Genomic DNA, 14,249 nt, shown 5'->3' on the forward strand with positions numbered 1-14,249 from the left:
GGACGATTATATGTTGTCTAATTTCAAATCCAGTTTTGAGTGAATAATCACTCATATAGATACAAAAGTGTAGTGGTGATGGCAAAAAGGATACACCTGTAACCATGCCGAACACAGAAGTTAAGCTTTTTAGCGCCGAGAGTAGTGAGGGGTTTCCCCTTGTGAGGGTAGGACGCTGCTACGCTTTGTATCATTCCGGCATAGCTCAGTTGGTAGTAGCGCATGACTGTTAATCATGATGTCGTAGGTTCGAGTCCTACTGCCGGAGTTCTCATAAATTAATTTGTGTAAAATTCGGAGAGTTGTCCGAGTTGGCCGAAGGAGCATGATTGGAATTCATGTAGGCGGTGATAACTGTCTCAAGGGTTCGAATCCCTTACTCTCCATTTTATTGAGATGATTCAAAAGAATGGCCCGTTGGTCAAGTGGTTAAGACACCGCCCTTTCACGGCGGTATCACGGGTTCGAATCCCGTACGGGTCATATTTACTTAAAAGTGAATAGTAAAACCAAAATGGTTCCGTGGTGTAGGGGTTAACATGCCTGCCTGTCACGCAGGAGATCGCGGGTTCGATTCCCGTCGGGACCGTTATTGGCGCAGTAGCTCAGTTGGTAGAGCAACGGATTGAAGCTCCGTGTGTCGGCAGTTCGATTCTGTCTTGCGCCATTTGGAGGGGTAGCGAAGTGGCTAAACGCGGCGGACTGTAAATCCGCTCCTTAGGGTTCGGCAGTTCGAATCTGCCCCCCTCCATTCTTCAAGGGGTATAGTTTAGTGGTAGAACTACGGTCTCCAAAACCGTCAGCGTGGGTTCGAGTCCTACTACCCCTGTTAATATAAATATGGCGATTGTGGCGAAGTGGTTAACGCACCGGATTGTGGCTCCGGCATTCGTGGGTTCGATTCCCATCAGTCGCCTTTATATTTTATATTATCTTTTGGGCTATAGCCAAGCGGTAAGGCAACGGACTTTGACTCCGTCACTCGTTGGTTCGAATCCAGCTAGCCCAGTTTTTTTTATTTTAAGGCGGTATAGCCAAGTGGTAAGGCAGAGGTCTGCAACACCTTTATCATCGGTTCAAATCCGGTTACCGCCTTTTTAGCCGGTGTGGCGGAATTGGCAGACGCGCTGGACTCAAAATCCTGTGATTGAAAGATCGTGCCGGTTCGAACCCGGCCACCGGTATTAAAGTAAATTCAAGTTGGTAATATAACAAAAAACAACCTTCAACGGGTTGTTTTTTTGGATCTTCGTCAAATCGTGTTGATATTTAAAAATTGATAAAATAAGGGCATTAGAAGAAGGGGGATTTTTCCTCCTTCTTCTTTTTAATTAAATTGAAATGATTGGCCTTGAATAAGGAAAATCCGTCGCTTAAAAGTTAAGAAATTTCGGTACCCATAGGCTGTTCGTTTGATAGCTTTGATTCGGTTGTTAATTCCTTCTAAAAAACCATTTGAATAAGAATGATTTAAAGCATTGGTAACACCCTGCCTGAAGGTTTGGAATGTTTTGAATTTGACTTTAAATTCTTTAGATAATTCAGTATAAACAGAGTTAGTTAATTTTAAAAAAGTGCTAAATTATTTGTTTCATAGGAATATTTTAATTCCGAAATGTCATCATAAGCTATTCTTACAGTCGTATTGTAAGAAAGTAGTTTTTCAATTTTATGTTAAAAAGCAAGACATCGTATTAATGGAAATATTCATCAATAGGATTCACTACGATAGGGTAAAATATTTTGTGTAAATAGAAATTTAGGGTAGAAAAAGAGAAAGTCCATTCTGTAAAATTAAAGTTACGACACAGAAATTTTATAGGAGGACTTTCTCATGACTCATTTTACTACAGAAATAATGGAAACACTAATTAATAAAGGTGATTTAGATGATTTATTTCGTCGTCATTTAGAACTCGCTATCAACTCATTATTACAGGCTGAATTAACAGCGTTTCTTGACTACGAAAAGTATGATAGAGCTGGATTTAATTCAGGTAATTCCCGCAATGGGAATTACTCACGTTCATTTAAAACAGAATATGGAGAATTAAATTTGGTGATTCCTAGAGATAGAAATGGAGAATTTTCCCAACAAACATTACCAGCCTATAAAAGAACCAATGATTCCTTAGAAACTACTATTATTCAGCTATTTAAAAAAGGGATCACTATGTCTGAAATCTCTGATCTAATTGAAAAAATGTATGGTCATTATTACACACCACAAACTATTTCAAACATGAGTAAAATCGTATCTGAAGATGTTTTGGCTTTTAAAGAAAGAACTTTAGAAGCTAAATACTCAGTCATTTTTATGGATGCTACTCATATTCCTTTAAAGAGACAAACCGTATCAAAAGAAGCCGTTTATATTGTGATAGGCATTCGATTGGATGGAACCAAAGAGGTTCTAGGATTTACTATTGCTCCAACCGAATCTGCTTATGTTTGGAAAGAGATACTTCAAGATTTAAAAGATCGTGGTTTAGAAGAGGTTTTATTAGTTGTAACTGATGGTTTAAGTGGTATTCACGATAGTATCCATAGTGTCTATCCAAATGCTCAATTTCAACAATGTTGTGTCCATATCTCTAGAAATATTGCTCATAAGGTTCGTGTTAGTGATCGACAAGAAGTCTGTAATGATTTCAAATTGGTTTATCAAGCAGCTTCAAAAGAAGAAGCTATGAATCAAATAAGTTTTATGATAGATAAATGGAAAAAGCAGTATCCACGAGTAGTTAAATTACTCTTGAATCCTGCTATATTAACTTTCTATAACTTCCCACCATCAATCAGAAGAACTATCTACTCAACTAACTTGATTGAGGGATTTAATAAACAGTTAAAAAAATATACAAAGAGAAAAGAACAATTTCCTAATGAAGAATCTCTGGAGAGATTCCTTGTTTCTCAGTTCAATGAATATAACCAAAAATTTTTAGGCAGAGTACATAAAGGATTTAAGGAAATACAAGATACATTAGAATCAATGTTTTAACTTAAAAAAATGGAATGGATTTTCCATTTACACATAATTCTTGACGCAACCTTCACTACAAAGCTACTATAAATAAGTTATCTTAATTATATTATTATTTTAAAAGTATAAGACTTGAAATTGTGATAAACATATGTAAAAATGAGACACAGTTTTAAATGAGGAGATGTACACAGTGAATAAGAAAACAGCATGGTTAAAGGGTGTTGTGGTTAGTTTTCTTGTGTTAGTTATAGTTGGGATATCACTATATATTATTCAAATGACAAGCTATATTCGGCAAACACTTCAATGGAAACCTCTTGTTCAACAAGTACTCGAGGAAGAGGACCTGTTAGAGTATGAGGATTTAGTCCTGAGTATTATTTTTACAGAAACTAAAGGAAAACAAATTGATATCATGCAAAGTAGTGAGAGTAAATATGGTGAGCAAAATAAAGTGATGTCACAAGAGGAAAGTATCAGAAATGGTGTTATTCATTTAAGTGAATCTATTGAATTATCATTAAATAGTGGAGGTGACTTATGGACTGGTGTTCAAGCATATAATTTTGGTAAAAATTATATTGATTATGTTGCCAACAATGGAGGAGTTAATTCTTTAGAAATTGCTGAAAATTATTCTAGGGATGTGTTGGCACCTATGTTAGGTAATACAACAAAAAAAACCTATCCATATCGTAACAAGCAAGCTTTTTTTTATAATGGAGGTAAGTTGTATGTTAATGGGGGAAACTTTTTTTATTCAACTCTAGTGAAAAAAAATATGAAATTAATAAATTTTTTTGACAAATAGAAGTAATTAATATAGTTATAAACTAATAAATAAGGATAATATCTTGTCATAATTTAGAGATTAGTAAAATTAAAGACGAAGCTTACATGATTAAATGTAAGCTTCGTCTTTAGTTTATGTACCAGTTAAATAATTACCAAATTGTTCTTTATCATATCCTGGTGATACTCTTACTCTTTTTAATGCAAATAATCCATCATTTATACTAGCATAACCAGGTTCTGTTGTAATGGCCATTTTATAGCCAGTTTCCTCAGCAATCTGTTCAATACGTTCATCATATCGTCCAGCTGGATAGCATAGAACTGTTGTTTCTTGATTTAATTCTTGATTTAACCAATCTTTTGATTGAACTAATTCATTTCTGATTTCTTCGTCGGAAAGAGTATTTAAATCTAGGTGGCTAACAGTATGGCTTTCAATTGATATAAAAGGACTTTCACTCATTTCCTTCATTTCTTTTTCATGAAAATAAGCATCATGATCTGTTTTGGAAGTAATATAATTGATTGTTCCCTTTAATTTAAGCTCTTCAAATATAGGATACCCCTCAGTATAATTATTTAAATAGCCATCATCAAGAGTTACCCAGACTATATTATCTTTTGGTTTTTTATTTTGTGTCAATACAATATAAGCTTCTTCAGGAGATAGGGTATAATAATCATTTTCTTTTAGCCATTCCATGTGTTCTTTGAATTCATGAGGTGGTACTTTTAGCGTATTACCATCATCACTACTTGTCAGACTGTGATACATAAGGATAGGAAAAGATATGGTTTCTTCTGATGTTATCCAATCTTTTGTATCAATATGTTCTGGGAGTTCTTCTTTGATTGGCTCTACATCTGTACTTTCTATTTGTATAGTAGACTGTGAAGTCTGATCTATCTCAACAGCACTAGGTTGGTCTTTTTTAGTGAAAAATACGCCTACTAAAACTAGCTCTAAAATTAATAGAGAAACTAAAAACCAAATTTTTTTCTTCGTCATATATGTCCTCCTTTTTTATCATCTTATCAAAGGATTTCGTTGAATACAATGCTTTTAGTCCAATTGTTGAAATAGCCTAGCTATGTTAAACTATGGTAGAATTTAACCAGAGCATTGGTATAGAAAGGGAAGTGTTAGTGTGAAAGAATCACATTATAATTGGAATTTTCAAAAAATAACCTCTGGTGGAGAGTTATTTATTGAAAAAATGAAAGTAGAAGGTTATCCTGATATTTTTTCTAAATTAGTATATAACCGAGGTATTAAAGAAGTTGGGGAAGTAGACTCTTTTTTAACACCATCACTAGCTGATCTTCATGATCCTTTTTTATTTTATGATATGGAAAAAACTGTAACCAGAATCCAGTTAGCTATTCAAGAGGGACAAAAAATCTTTATTTATGGAGATTATGATGCAGATGGTATAACGAGTACAACAGTCTTAAAAGAGGCGATAGAGCTTATTGGTGGAATTGTAGATTATTATATACCCAATAGGTTTAAAGATGGCTATGGGCCTAATCAAGAGGTTTATAAGCATTTGATAGAAGATGAGGGCGCTGAGCTGATCATAACAGTAGATAATGGTGTTACTGGTCACGATGCTATTGAATTTGCCACTGAGCAAGGTGTGGATGTGATTGTGACAGATCACCATGAGTTACCAGAGGAGTTACCTAAGGCTTTTAGTATTATTCATCCAAGACACCCACTTGGAGATTATCCTGATAAAGAATTAGCTGGTGTTGGAGTTAGTTTTAAATTAGCGACAGCTTTATTAGAAGAAATTCCCAGCGAGAGTTTAGATTTGGTTGCAATAGGAACGGTAGCTGATTTAGTTCCATTAACTGGAGAAAATAGAACCCTTGTTAAATTTGGTATTGAAGTATTAAAGCAAACTGAGCGAATTGGATTACATTCTTTGGCAGATATTGCTTCTTTTGATTTACATGAGGCTACCTCAGAAATGATTAGTTTTCAGATTGCTCCTAGATTAAATGCTTTAGGACGCATAGGAGATGCTTTCATTGGTGTTGATTTTTTATCAACGTTTGATGAAGAAGAGGCTAAGAAAATAGCTAATGATATTCAAATCATGAATACTAAGCGACAAGATCTAGTTAAAGAAATAACAACAGAAGCATTTGATATGATAAGCCAACTAGGTGATAAACCTATCTACGTATTAGCTAAAAATGGTTGGCATGAAGGTGTACTTGGAATCGTAGCAAGTAAAGTCGTTCAAGAAACAAATCGTCCAGCAATTATATTGAATATAGATGAAACTACTGGTATTGCTAAGGGTTCAGCTAGAAGTATTCAGTCTATTAATATTTATGACTGTTTATCTAATTTAGATGATTATCTCATTACTTTTGGAGGTCATCATATGGCTGCTGGTTTGTCTTTAAATAAAGAAGAGCTACCAGCTTTGATAAGTAACTTAGAATTAATGTTAAGAGACTCTATTTCAAGTCAGACAAAAGATGATTTGATGATTGATGCAAAAATAGATATTGATATGATTACAATAGAATTTATTGAATCACTAAATAAACTAGCTCCATTTGGTAATCAAAATCCTTCGCCTTATTTTTTAGTTGAAGCTAGTGAAGTACTTAATACTAAACAGATTGGTTCGGATCTATCTCACTTAAAAGGTCAGTTAAGTCAGACAAATCATCAAGTTGACTATATTGCTTTTGGTAAAGGAAGTGAGCTAGTAGAGTTTGAAGGGCAAGAAGATATTCAAGTTGTCGGCCAGCTGAGCATCAATGAGTGGAATGGCTTAAAAAAACCACAATTTATGTTGAAAGATTATAAAATTGAGGATACTCAATTATTCGACATCAGAGGGAAAATGATACCAGAAAACAAAAATAGTGGACACTCTAGAGCCTATTTAGTCTTCAATGAAGAAACGGAAATGGCAAACTTTAAACCTGATGATACTACCTATTTACTTGATAGTTTGGATAATATTGATATGTCTATTATTAATAAATATGATGAAGTTATCATTGTTGATTGTCCATATAATATGATGATAGCTAGCTACGTATTTAAAGAGTTAATTGTCCCCCGTATCTATTTTTATATTAAGATTAAGCAAGATCATTATTTAACTGGCATTCCCAAAAGAGCAGAATTTGGGAAATTATTCAAACTAATAAATGCCCAGTCTTCCATTGATGTTAGGAACAGACTAGGAGATATTAGTCAGTATTTACAGATTGATAAACCTTTATTAATTTTTATGATAGAAGTGTTTTTTGAGTTAGGATTTGTTATAATAGAAGATGGTTTGATGAAAAAAGTTGATAATCCAGAGAATAAATCTCTTGAAGAGAGTCAGACATATCAAGCCTATTTAGAAAAGATAGACATGGAAAAATTATTTTTGTACAGTAATATAAGTGATATCGGTCAGTGGATATCAAAACAGGAGGAAAATGAATGAATCTAAAGGATTATATTGCAAGTATCCCTAATTACCCTAAAGAAGGTGTTGTTTTTAGAGATATTTCACCACTAATGGGTGACGGTGCAGCTTATCAAGAGGCAACACGTCAAATTGTTAAATATGCTAAAGAAAAAGGGGCTGAAATGGTTGTTGGACCAGAGGCTCGTGGTTTTATTATTGGTTGTCCAGTAGCTTATGAGTTAGGTATTGGCTTTGCACCAGCACGTAAAAAAGGAAAGTTACCACGTGAGACCATTGAAGTAAGCTACGGCTTAGAGTACGGAGAAGCTACACTAACATTACATGAAGATGCGATTAAACCAGGACAAAAAGTTATTATTTGTGATGATTTACTAGCAACTGGTGGTACGATTGCTGCTACAATAGAATTAGTTGAGCAACTTGGTGGTATTGTTGTGGGATGTGCTTTTTTAGTTGAGTTAATGGACTTACATGGCCGTGATAAAATTGAGGGTTATGATATATTAGCCTTAATGGACTTTTAATAAAAAAAGACGAAGTAATTCACTTTAAATGTAGTGTCCCCCTAAAATTAGATTTTCTGGTCTAACTTTAGGGGTGTACTACAAAAATGTGATTATTTCGTCTTTTTCTTTATTTTTTTTCGTCTACTTTTTTTCTGTGGATGATGCCTTATATAAGATTTAATTTCTTTATGTAGTCTGTCTTCATCTTTTGGAGATTCAAGAATAATGAGTTTTGCTGATTGTTTGTAAAGACTTGTTTTGATTGTTGGTAACCTTTTTTTAAAACGTCGATTCCATTTATATAATTTAAACATCCGTTTAAAAACACGTTTTCTTTGGCTCCAAGGTCTGTTAAAATCAAAAAATTGTTGAAATGCTCGTTTAGTCACACGAAATTGTGAAATGATTAGCGGGTAGTCAAGCACAACAATTATATCAGCTTGTTTAATGCTCTCGATTGTCCACTGGCTCACTTGAACACCTTCCACAACCCAGCTGTTCAGGGCGTTTAAACGATCATTTAATGCTGATTGGCGATGTTCTTTGTTTTTTATCTTTAAATAATCATCAAGCGAGATCCCTTGAGTATTATATTGTGTTTGAAGCCTTGAGGTGAGGGACGTTTTTCCACTCCCAGCATAACCAATAATTCTAATTTTCATTTGATTTTTTCTCCAGTTCAATAATCATAAAATAAGCGTACAGTATATGTTCATATTTTTCAAGAATAGACTGTAGTTATTTCTAAATTATCATGTTAAAAATACTCTGATTGTCAATAAAAATAGAGAGAATTATAACATGATATATTTTTTATTGACAACTCAGACTAATCTAGTTATGATATAAATCGAAAGTTCATTTGCCGCTTTAGCTCAGCTGGTAGAGCACCACCATGGTAAGGTGGGGGTCGTCGGTTCAAGTCCGACAAGTGGCTTCATCAAAAAACACTCAGTTTAACGAGAAACTGAGTGTTTTTTTATTTAGAATCTTTAATTGGTTCTAAAATAATAGGTTTAATATCAGAATTGTCACCTTTTGGAGTTAGTTTGATATTGTCACCATCTTTTTCGATAATGAAGTTTGTGTTTAAATCATAATTTTGATTTTCTAAATGTAAATCTTTGTTTTCTAGAGAATAATTAGCTTCTAACTCCATATTCTCAATCACAGCACCAGCTAGCTCTTTAGACATTTGTTTTTCTTCTTTAGACATGGTATCATCATCTATTTTATCGAAGTTTGTATGCTTTTTATCTAGCTTAGCTTTAACAGTATCATCAGTGAAAGTGAAGATAAAAGCCATATCCTCATTTTTTTCACCATCAACTGTTGCTGACCAAGTATGTTTTTCAATATCTTTTTTAGAGATTTTAGAGCTATTACCACATGCAACTAAAAAGAATAGGGTAGCGATTGATAAAATAATTGCACTGATCTTTTTCTTGTTCATAATAGTATATCTCCTTCTTCAAATTAGATTATAATTTTTTAACAAACTCAGACTTCAATTTCATAGGACCAAAGCCATCAACTTTACAATCGATATTATGATCGCCTTCGACTAAACGAATGTTTTTAACTTTTGTTCCTTGTTTGATTGGTTGACTGGCACCTTTAACTTTCAAATCTTTAATAACTGTAACAGAGTCACCATCTACTAATACGTTACCATTAGAATCTTTGACAACTGCTTCATCTGTTTCAACTTCTTCTATTTCATTCCATTCATGCGCACATTCTGGACAAACAAATAATGAACTATCTTCATAAGTATAGCTAGAGCCACACTTTGGACAATTTGGTAGAGTTTCCAATTAAATAACCTCCCTTCTTTAAATCACCTTTATTGTATCTTATTTCTAAAAAAAAATAAAGTTTATTGTATAAAAATATTATATTCTGCACCAAGGGGACATTAAATAAAAAATTCATAATAGAAAATAAAAAATGATGTTTGGAATTTGCATATAATCATGTATAATGATAGGAGCAAATTTAAAGTAAAGGAGGGCCCTTTCTTGAGAGATAAAGAGGATGATTATAATCCAGTTGGAGATGATGAAAATCATCAAGTGCCAATAGATAATGAAGGGTCAATTCATGGGGAGCACAAACAAACTCATGACACATTAAATGATAAAGAGGACATAGAAAAGCGTTTTAATAAGCGTCAAAAAGAAAATAATATGGTTAGAAAAATCGTTTGGATAGTCGTTGTCGTATTGTTGTTAGTTTTAGGTATAGCTAGTTTTTCTTTTTATAGCTATTTTACTACAAGCTTGAAGCCACTAAATAGCAAAGATGATGACCTTGTGCAAATAGAGATTCCCATAGGTAGCAGTAGTAAAGATATTGGCCAAATTTTAGAGAAAAATCATGTTATTAAAAGTGGGCTTGTTTTTTCTTACTATGTAAAGATGAATAATAGAAGTGATTTTCAAGCAGGTTTTTATCAAATGGCTCCTAATATGACTTTAGATGAAATTTCTGAGAGTCTAGAAAATGGGGGAACAGATGAGCCTATCAGTTTAGCAGATGCAAAACTAACTATTCCAGAAGGGTATACAGTAGCTCAAATTGCTAAACTTGTAGCTGATAATACAGACATAACTGAAGATGACTTTTTAGTATTAATGAAAAATGATGATTATTTCAATGTTCTAGTTGATAAATATCCAGAGCTATTAACTAGTGCTAAAGAAGCAAAAGATGTGAGGTATAAGTTAGAAGGGTATTTATATCCTGCTACTTATTATTACTACCAAGATATGTCTTTAGAAGACTTAGTGACACAAATGGTTGATAAAACTAATCAAGTAATGACACCGTTTTATGAGACAATCAAACAAAAAAACCTAACTGTTCAACAAGTTTTAACATTAGCTTCATTAGTTGAAAAAGAAGGGCTGACAGAAGAGGATCGCCGTAAAATTTCTCAAGTTTTCTTTAATAGATTAGCTATTGAGATGCCTTTACAATCAGATATTTCTATTCTTTATGCTAAAGATGAACATAAGGTCCATCTATCTGAAAAAGATACTTTAGTGGACTCACCGTATAATTTATATGTAAATAAAGGAACAGGTCCTGGTCCATTTAATAATCCAAGTGAGCAGGCGATCAAAGCTGTATTAAATCCTGATCCAATTGATGATTTATATTTCTTAGCAGACGTTTCAACTGGAAAGGTTTATTATGCTAAGACATATGATGAGCATTTGGCTTATAAAAAAGAATATATTGATGATAAAGTAGAATAATACGTAAAATGACAAAAAAATAGACATTTTAGTTTTAAATGTTTACATTTAATTCATTGCATGGTATTGTATTTGTTATGTAAAATAGATGAGCTTTCTTAGATTAAAAAATAAGAAGGCTCATCCTTTGTCTTATCAAATAAGACAGCTATAATTTAATTTACTGAGGAGAAGTGAGATTTATGGAAAAAGTTTATCCGATGACTTTAGAAGGTAAGGAAAAACTAGAAGAAGAACTTGAAATGCTGAAAACGGTTAAGCGTAAAGAAATCGTTGAACGTATTAAGATTGCAAGAAGTTTTGGAGACCTATCAGAAAACTCTGAGTATGAATCTGCTAAAGATGAGCAAGCTTTTGTTGAAGGAAAAATTACATCATTAGAAAATATGATTCGTTTTGCTGAGATTATTGATAATGATAATACAGATAGTAGCGTTGTTTCGTTAGGGAGAACGGTCACATTTATTGAATTACCAGATGGAGAAGAAGAAGAATATACAATTGTAGGTAGTGCTGAAGCTGATCCGTTCTCTGGAAAGATTTCAAATGACTCACCAATTGCTCGTGCTCTTTTAGGTAGAGAATTAGATGAGGAAGTAGCAATTGATACACCAGCTGGAGATATGTTAGTTAAAATTATTAAAATTGCATAGTAATTAAATACCTTGATTTTTATTTGTAAAAATAAAAGTTTAGGTATTTTCTTTGTTTTAGCTATTTTTAGGTCTAAAGACGGATAGTAAAGCCATGAGATAATTGTTTATAATATGAGTACAATAGAGTGTAAAAAGGAGCTGAAGAGATGAGGAGCTCATGGAAGTTTTTTTTAGTTTTTGAATTATTACTTTTAGTGTGGGCAATGTACCAATTAACAAGTAATATCCCTATATTAGTATTCTTAGTGATAGCGATTCTAAACTTAGTTTATGTTTTCTTCAAAAAAAGACGAACATCATTTAATCAATTTCAAATGATAGCAGCTTTAATAGTTGGTGTGTTATGTCTGTTAAGTAGTCCTGCTATTTGGGTAATGATTATTGTTGGAATCCTATATTTTGGCTTAGTTGGTGTAGAATTTTCAGGAATTAATATTTTAAATAGTATGACCTCGAAAAAGAAGCAAATTAAAATGATTAAAACGACAAGTAAAATTAATAAGTCAGGCAAACGTTTCAAGCGTTCTTGGATTGGTAGTCAGCGTCTTGGAAATGATACTTATGAATGGGATGATATCAATATGATAGTTGGTATTGGTGATACTATTATTGATTTAGGTAATACGTTATTACCAAAAGAAGATAATGTGGTTATCATTCGCAAAGGCTTTGGTAGGACACGTATCTTAGTTCCAACTGGAATAGGTATTTTACTAGAGCATTCAAGTTTAAGAGGATCAGTTCAATTTGATGATGAGTTATATCAGCTAAGTAATGAATCCATTAAATTATATAGTCAAGATTATGATGAAGCTGCTAGAAGATTAAAAATTATTACGAGTACCTTGTTTGGAGATATTGAGGTGATTCGTGTATGATGGGGAAAAAGAATAGACCTTTATTTTTTTTCTACACTTTTGTTTTGACTTTTTTAGTATTGATTATCACCTTATACACATATTTTTATGCTAAAAAGCAAGAGAAGTGGATGCTAGAACTTATTACAACAAGGTTATTTAAAGTTCCCTTTTTAGTTTATATCATTATTATTTCCCTTGTTGTAAGTGGTATTGTGCTTGGCATTTTATATTTGATTAATCACTATGTGTATGGCCGAGTAGAAGAGCAAGTACATTCTTTAAGTAAAGGGAATTATGATACTGTGATTTTTAATCAAACACTTCATGATGGTGACACAGAACTTATTACCGATGTGGAGCAAGATATTGTATTAATTAGAGATAAAATGATGAGCATGTCTAAAGAAATTCAAGAATTAAATGCAATTCCGCCACAATTTAGTGGGGAGTCTAAAGAAGAAATTATAAAATTAGAACGTTATAGAATTGCTAGAGAATTACACGATTCTGTCAGTCAACAGTTATTTGCTGCAACTATGATGTTATCTACTTTAAATGAGCTGCTAGACGAGTTAGATGTACCAGACATTGTAGAGAGTCAGTTAAAAGTCATTACTTCCATTATTAATACCTCTCAATCAGAGATGCGCGCTTTACTACTTCATTTACGACCGATTAATCTAGAAGGTAAATCCTTACAAAAAGGTATTGAAATGCTATTGAAAGAATTGGAAACAAAGATTAATATAGAGTTAATCTGGCAAGTAGAAGATATCAGATTACCAGATTATATTGAGGATAATATTTTTAGAATCACTCAAGAACTATTATCTAATACCTTACGACATGCTAAGGCTGATTTATTAGAGGTTTATCTGACTAAGATTGATCAGATGGTACTACTTCGTGTGGTTGATGACGGGGTTGGCTTTGATAAATCAGATGAAAAAGTTGGAAGTTACGGCTTACAAAATATTCAAGAAAGAGTTCAAGGCATGGGTGGAACATGTCGGATTGTTAGCTTTAAAGGACAAGGAACGAGTATTGAAATCAAAATTCCTATTATAAAGGAGAAATTAGATGATTAGAGTATTATTAATAGACGATCATGAAATGGTACGTCTTGGTGTTTCTTCTTATTTGTCAATCCAGTCAGATATAGAAGTTGTTGGGGAGGCTGAAAATGGAAGAGTAGGCTATGAAAAAGCGATAGATTTAAAACCAGATGTCATTTTAATGGATTTGGTCATGGACGAGATGGATGGTATTGAATCAACAACTAAAATCTTATCAGAATGGCCTGAAGCTAAAATTATTATTGTTACAAGTTTTATTGATGATGAGAAAGTATACCCAGCAATTGAAGCAGGAGCTGCTGGTTACTTACTGAAAACTTCTTCTGCTAAAGATATAGCAAATGCTATTAGATCAGCTAATAAGGGAGAAAAGGTACTTGAGCCAGAGGTAACAAGCAAGATGATGGAACGTTTATCAAAACCACATGAGCATATCTTACATGAAGATTTGACTAATCGTGAAAAGGAAATTTTATTACTTATTTCTGAGGGAAAAAGTAATCAAGAAATTGCCGATGACTTGTTTATTACATTAAAAACAGTGAAAACTCATGTGTCAAACATCTTATCAAAATTAAATGTAGATGACAGAACACAGGCGGCTATCTATGCCTTTAAACATGGGATTGTAAAATAAAGAATTAGGAGA

Annotated in this window: 13 protein-coding genes, 12 tRNA genes, 1 rRNA gene and 1 pseudogene; 22 read left to right on the forward strand and 5 right to left on the reverse strand. The window is 33.0% G+C overall.

Annotated elements, in window-relative coordinates; translation table 11 throughout:
* The first annotated feature begins 68 nt into the window (after positions 1 to 68).
* From rrf to VSF34_RS03335, 12 genes are all read left to right on the forward strand, one after another.
* A 5S ribosomal RNA gene (rrf, locus tag VSF34_RS03280) occupies positions 69 to 184 on the forward strand.
* 10 nt (positions 185 to 194) lie between these two features.
* Positions 195 to 268: transfer RNA gene (locus VSF34_RS03285), tRNA-Asn, on the forward strand.
* A gap of 28 nt (positions 269 to 296) precedes the next feature.
* Positions 297 to 386: transfer RNA gene (locus VSF34_RS03290), tRNA-Ser, on the forward strand.
* 25 nt (positions 387 to 411) lie between these two features.
* A tRNA-Glu gene (locus VSF34_RS03295) sits at positions 412 to 483 on the forward strand.
* A gap of 33 nt (positions 484 to 516) precedes the next feature.
* Positions 517 to 589, forward strand: a tRNA-Asp gene (locus tag VSF34_RS03300).
* A gap of 5 nt (positions 590 to 594) precedes the next feature.
* Positions 595 to 667 (forward strand) — tRNA-Phe (locus VSF34_RS03305).
* 3 nt (positions 668 to 670) lie between these two features.
* Positions 671 to 751, forward strand: a tRNA-Tyr gene (locus VSF34_RS03310).
* Between the two features lie 7 nt (positions 752 to 758).
* A tRNA-Trp gene (locus VSF34_RS03315) sits at positions 759 to 829 on the forward strand.
* A 14-nt stretch (positions 830 to 843) separates the two neighbouring features.
* Positions 844 to 916: transfer RNA gene (locus VSF34_RS03320), tRNA-His, on the forward strand.
* Positions 917 to 937: 21 nt separating this feature from the next.
* Positions 938 to 1,009: transfer RNA gene (locus VSF34_RS03325), tRNA-Gln, on the forward strand.
* 15 nt (positions 1,010 to 1,024) lie between these two features.
* Positions 1,025 to 1,095: transfer RNA gene (locus VSF34_RS03330), tRNA-Cys, on the forward strand.
* A gap of 5 nt (positions 1,096 to 1,100) precedes the next feature.
* Positions 1,101 to 1,184 (forward strand) — tRNA-Leu (locus VSF34_RS03335).
* 143 nt (positions 1,185 to 1,327) lie between these two features.
* Here VSF34_RS03335 and VSF34_RS03340 read toward each other — a convergent pair.
* Positions 1,328 to 1,513: pseudogene (locus tag VSF34_RS03340) on the reverse strand (transposase); the annotation flags it as partial.
* Positions 1,514 to 1,834: 321 nt separating this feature from the next.
* On the opposite strand from VSF34_RS03340, the gene VSF34_RS03345 reads away from it, so the two are divergent.
* Both VSF34_RS03345 and VSF34_RS03350 read left to right on the forward strand, forming a co-directional pair.
* Entirely contained in the window at positions 1,835 to 3,004 is a 1,170-nt protein-coding gene (locus VSF34_RS03345; protein ID WP_326716335.1) for an IS256 family transposase, read from the forward strand.
* Between the two features lie 175 nt (positions 3,005 to 3,179).
* Positions 3,180 to 3,800: a lysozyme family protein gene (locus tag VSF34_RS03350; RefSeq protein WP_326717658.1), complete on the forward strand. Its 621-nt coding sequence runs from the start codon at positions 3,180 to 3,182 to the stop codon at positions 3,798 to 3,800.
* Between the two features lie 114 nt (positions 3,801 to 3,914).
* On the opposite strand, the gene VSF34_RS03355 is transcribed toward VSF34_RS03350, so the two are convergent.
* Positions 3,915 to 4,793 carry a polysaccharide deacetylase family protein gene (locus VSF34_RS03355; protein ID WP_326717659.1) on the reverse strand — a complete coding sequence of 293 codons (879 nt, stop codon included), beginning with the start codon at positions 4,791 to 4,793 and terminating at the stop codon, positions 3,915 to 3,917.
* A gap of 139 nt (positions 4,794 to 4,932) precedes the next feature.
* Between VSF34_RS03355 and recJ the strand changes: the two genes are divergently transcribed.
* Positions 4,933 to 7,254, forward strand: a complete 2,322-nt coding sequence (recJ, locus tag VSF34_RS03360) for a single-stranded-DNA-specific exonuclease RecJ (RefSeq protein ID WP_326717660.1) — start codon at positions 4,933 to 4,935, stop codon at positions 7,252 to 7,254.
* The gene (locus tag VSF34_RS03365) at positions 7,251 to 7,763 is read left to right on the forward strand and encodes an adenine phosphoribosyltransferase (protein ID WP_326717661.1); all 513 of its coding nucleotides are present in this window, start codon (positions 7,251 to 7,253) and stop codon (positions 7,761 to 7,763) included. The genes recJ and VSF34_RS03365 overlap by 4 nt, the downstream gene beginning before the upstream one ends.
* A 92-nt stretch (positions 7,764 to 7,855) precedes the next feature.
* Here the strand turns inward: VSF34_RS03365 and VSF34_RS03370 are convergent, their stop codons facing one another.
* A complete protein-coding gene (locus tag VSF34_RS03370) occupies positions 7,856 to 8,407 on the reverse strand; it encodes a P-loop NTPase family protein (protein ID WP_326717662.1) in 552 nt (183 codons plus the stop codon).
* 202 nt (positions 8,408 to 8,609) lie between these two features.
* Between VSF34_RS03370 and VSF34_RS03375 the strand changes: the two genes are divergently transcribed.
* Positions 8,610 to 8,682, forward strand: a tRNA-Thr gene (locus tag VSF34_RS03375).
* A 42-nt stretch (positions 8,683 to 8,724) separates the two neighbouring features.
* Here VSF34_RS03375 and VSF34_RS03380 read toward each other — a convergent pair.
* Both VSF34_RS03380 and VSF34_RS03385 read right to left on the reverse strand, forming a co-directional pair.
* Complete coding sequence (locus VSF34_RS03380; RefSeq protein ID WP_326717663.1) at positions 8,725 to 9,198, reverse strand: hypothetical protein; 474 nt, start codon at positions 9,196 to 9,198, stop codon at positions 8,725 to 8,727.
* 28 nt (positions 9,199 to 9,226) lie between these two features.
* Positions 9,227 to 9,562 (reverse strand): zinc ribbon domain-containing protein YjdM, encoded by a 336-nt coding sequence (locus VSF34_RS03385; RefSeq protein WP_326717664.1) that lies wholly within the window; start codon positions 9,560 to 9,562, stop codon positions 9,227 to 9,229.
* Positions 9,563 to 9,766: 204 nt separating this feature from the next.
* Here VSF34_RS03385 and mltG point away from each other — a divergent pair, with 204 nt between their 5' ends.
* The 5 genes from mltG (at position 9,767) to VSF34_RS03410 (ending at position 14,237) form a co-directional block, all read left to right on the forward strand.
* Positions 9,767 to 11,008: an endolytic transglycosylase MltG gene (mltG, locus tag VSF34_RS03390; RefSeq protein WP_326717665.1), complete on the forward strand. Its 1,242-nt coding sequence runs from the start codon at positions 9,767 to 9,769 to the stop codon at positions 11,006 to 11,008.
* A gap of 182 nt (positions 11,009 to 11,190) precedes the next feature.
* Positions 11,191 to 11,661, forward strand: a complete 471-nt coding sequence (greA, locus tag VSF34_RS03395; RefSeq protein ID WP_326717666.1) for a transcription elongation factor GreA — start codon at positions 11,191 to 11,193, stop codon at positions 11,659 to 11,661.
* 149 nt (positions 11,662 to 11,810) lie between these two features.
* Positions 11,811 to 12,542: a cell wall-active antibiotics response protein LiaF gene (gene liaF, locus VSF34_RS03400; RefSeq protein ID WP_326717667.1), complete on the forward strand. Its 732-nt coding sequence runs from the start codon at positions 11,811 to 11,813 to the stop codon at positions 12,540 to 12,542.
* Positions 12,539 to 13,612, forward strand: coding sequence for a sensor histidine kinase (locus VSF34_RS03405; protein ID WP_326717668.1), 1,074 nt, complete (start codon positions 12,539 to 12,541; stop codon positions 13,610 to 13,612). Before liaF ends, VSF34_RS03405 begins: the two co-directional genes overlap by 4 nt.
* Positions 13,605 to 14,237, forward strand: coding sequence for a response regulator (locus VSF34_RS03410; protein ID WP_326717669.1), 633 nt, complete (start codon positions 13,605 to 13,607; stop codon positions 14,235 to 14,237). The genes VSF34_RS03405 and VSF34_RS03410 overlap by 8 nt, the downstream gene beginning before the upstream one ends.
* Positions 14,238 to 14,249 lie beyond the last annotated feature (12 nt).

It is taken from the genome of Vagococcus jeotgali, assembly GCF_035918315.1.
GTDB lineage: Bacteria > Bacillota > Bacilli > Lactobacillales > Vagococcaceae > Vagococcus > Vagococcus jeotgali.

Bases quoted from the DNA above. Each gene is read 5' to 3' on its own strand.
- liaF (WP_326717667.1), top strand. From the start codon at position 11,811: ATGAGGAGCTCATGGAAGTTTTTTTTAGTTTTTGAATTATTACTTTTA.
- VSF34_RS03410 (WP_326717669.1), top strand. From the start codon at position 13,605: ATGATTAGAGTATTATTAATAGACGATCATGAAATGGTACGTCTTGGT.
- VSF34_RS03355 (WP_326717659.1), bottom strand. From the start codon at position 4,793: ATGACGAAGAAAAAAATTTGGTTTTTAGTTTCTCTATTAATTTTAGAG.
- greA (WP_326717666.1), top strand. From the start codon at position 11,191: ATGGAAAAAGTTTATCCGATGACTTTAGAAGGTAAGGAAAAACTAGAA.
- VSF34_RS03345 (WP_326716335.1), top strand. From the start codon at position 1,835: ATGACTCATTTTACTACAGAAATAATGGAAACACTAATTAATAAAGGT.
- VSF34_RS03370 (WP_326717662.1), bottom strand. From the start codon at position 8,407: ATGAAAATTAGAATTATTGGTTATGCTGGGAGTGGAAAAACGTCCCTC.
- VSF34_RS03380 (WP_326717663.1), bottom strand. From the start codon at position 9,198: ATGAACAAGAAAAAGATCAGTGCAATTATTTTATCAATCGCTACCCTA.
- VSF34_RS03365 (WP_326717661.1), top strand. From the start codon at position 7,251: ATGAATCTAAAGGATTATATTGCAAGTATCCCTAATTACCCTAAAGAA.
- VSF34_RS03405 (WP_326717668.1), top strand. From the start codon at position 12,539: ATGATGGGGAAAAAGAATAGACCTTTATTTTTTTTCTACACTTTTGTT.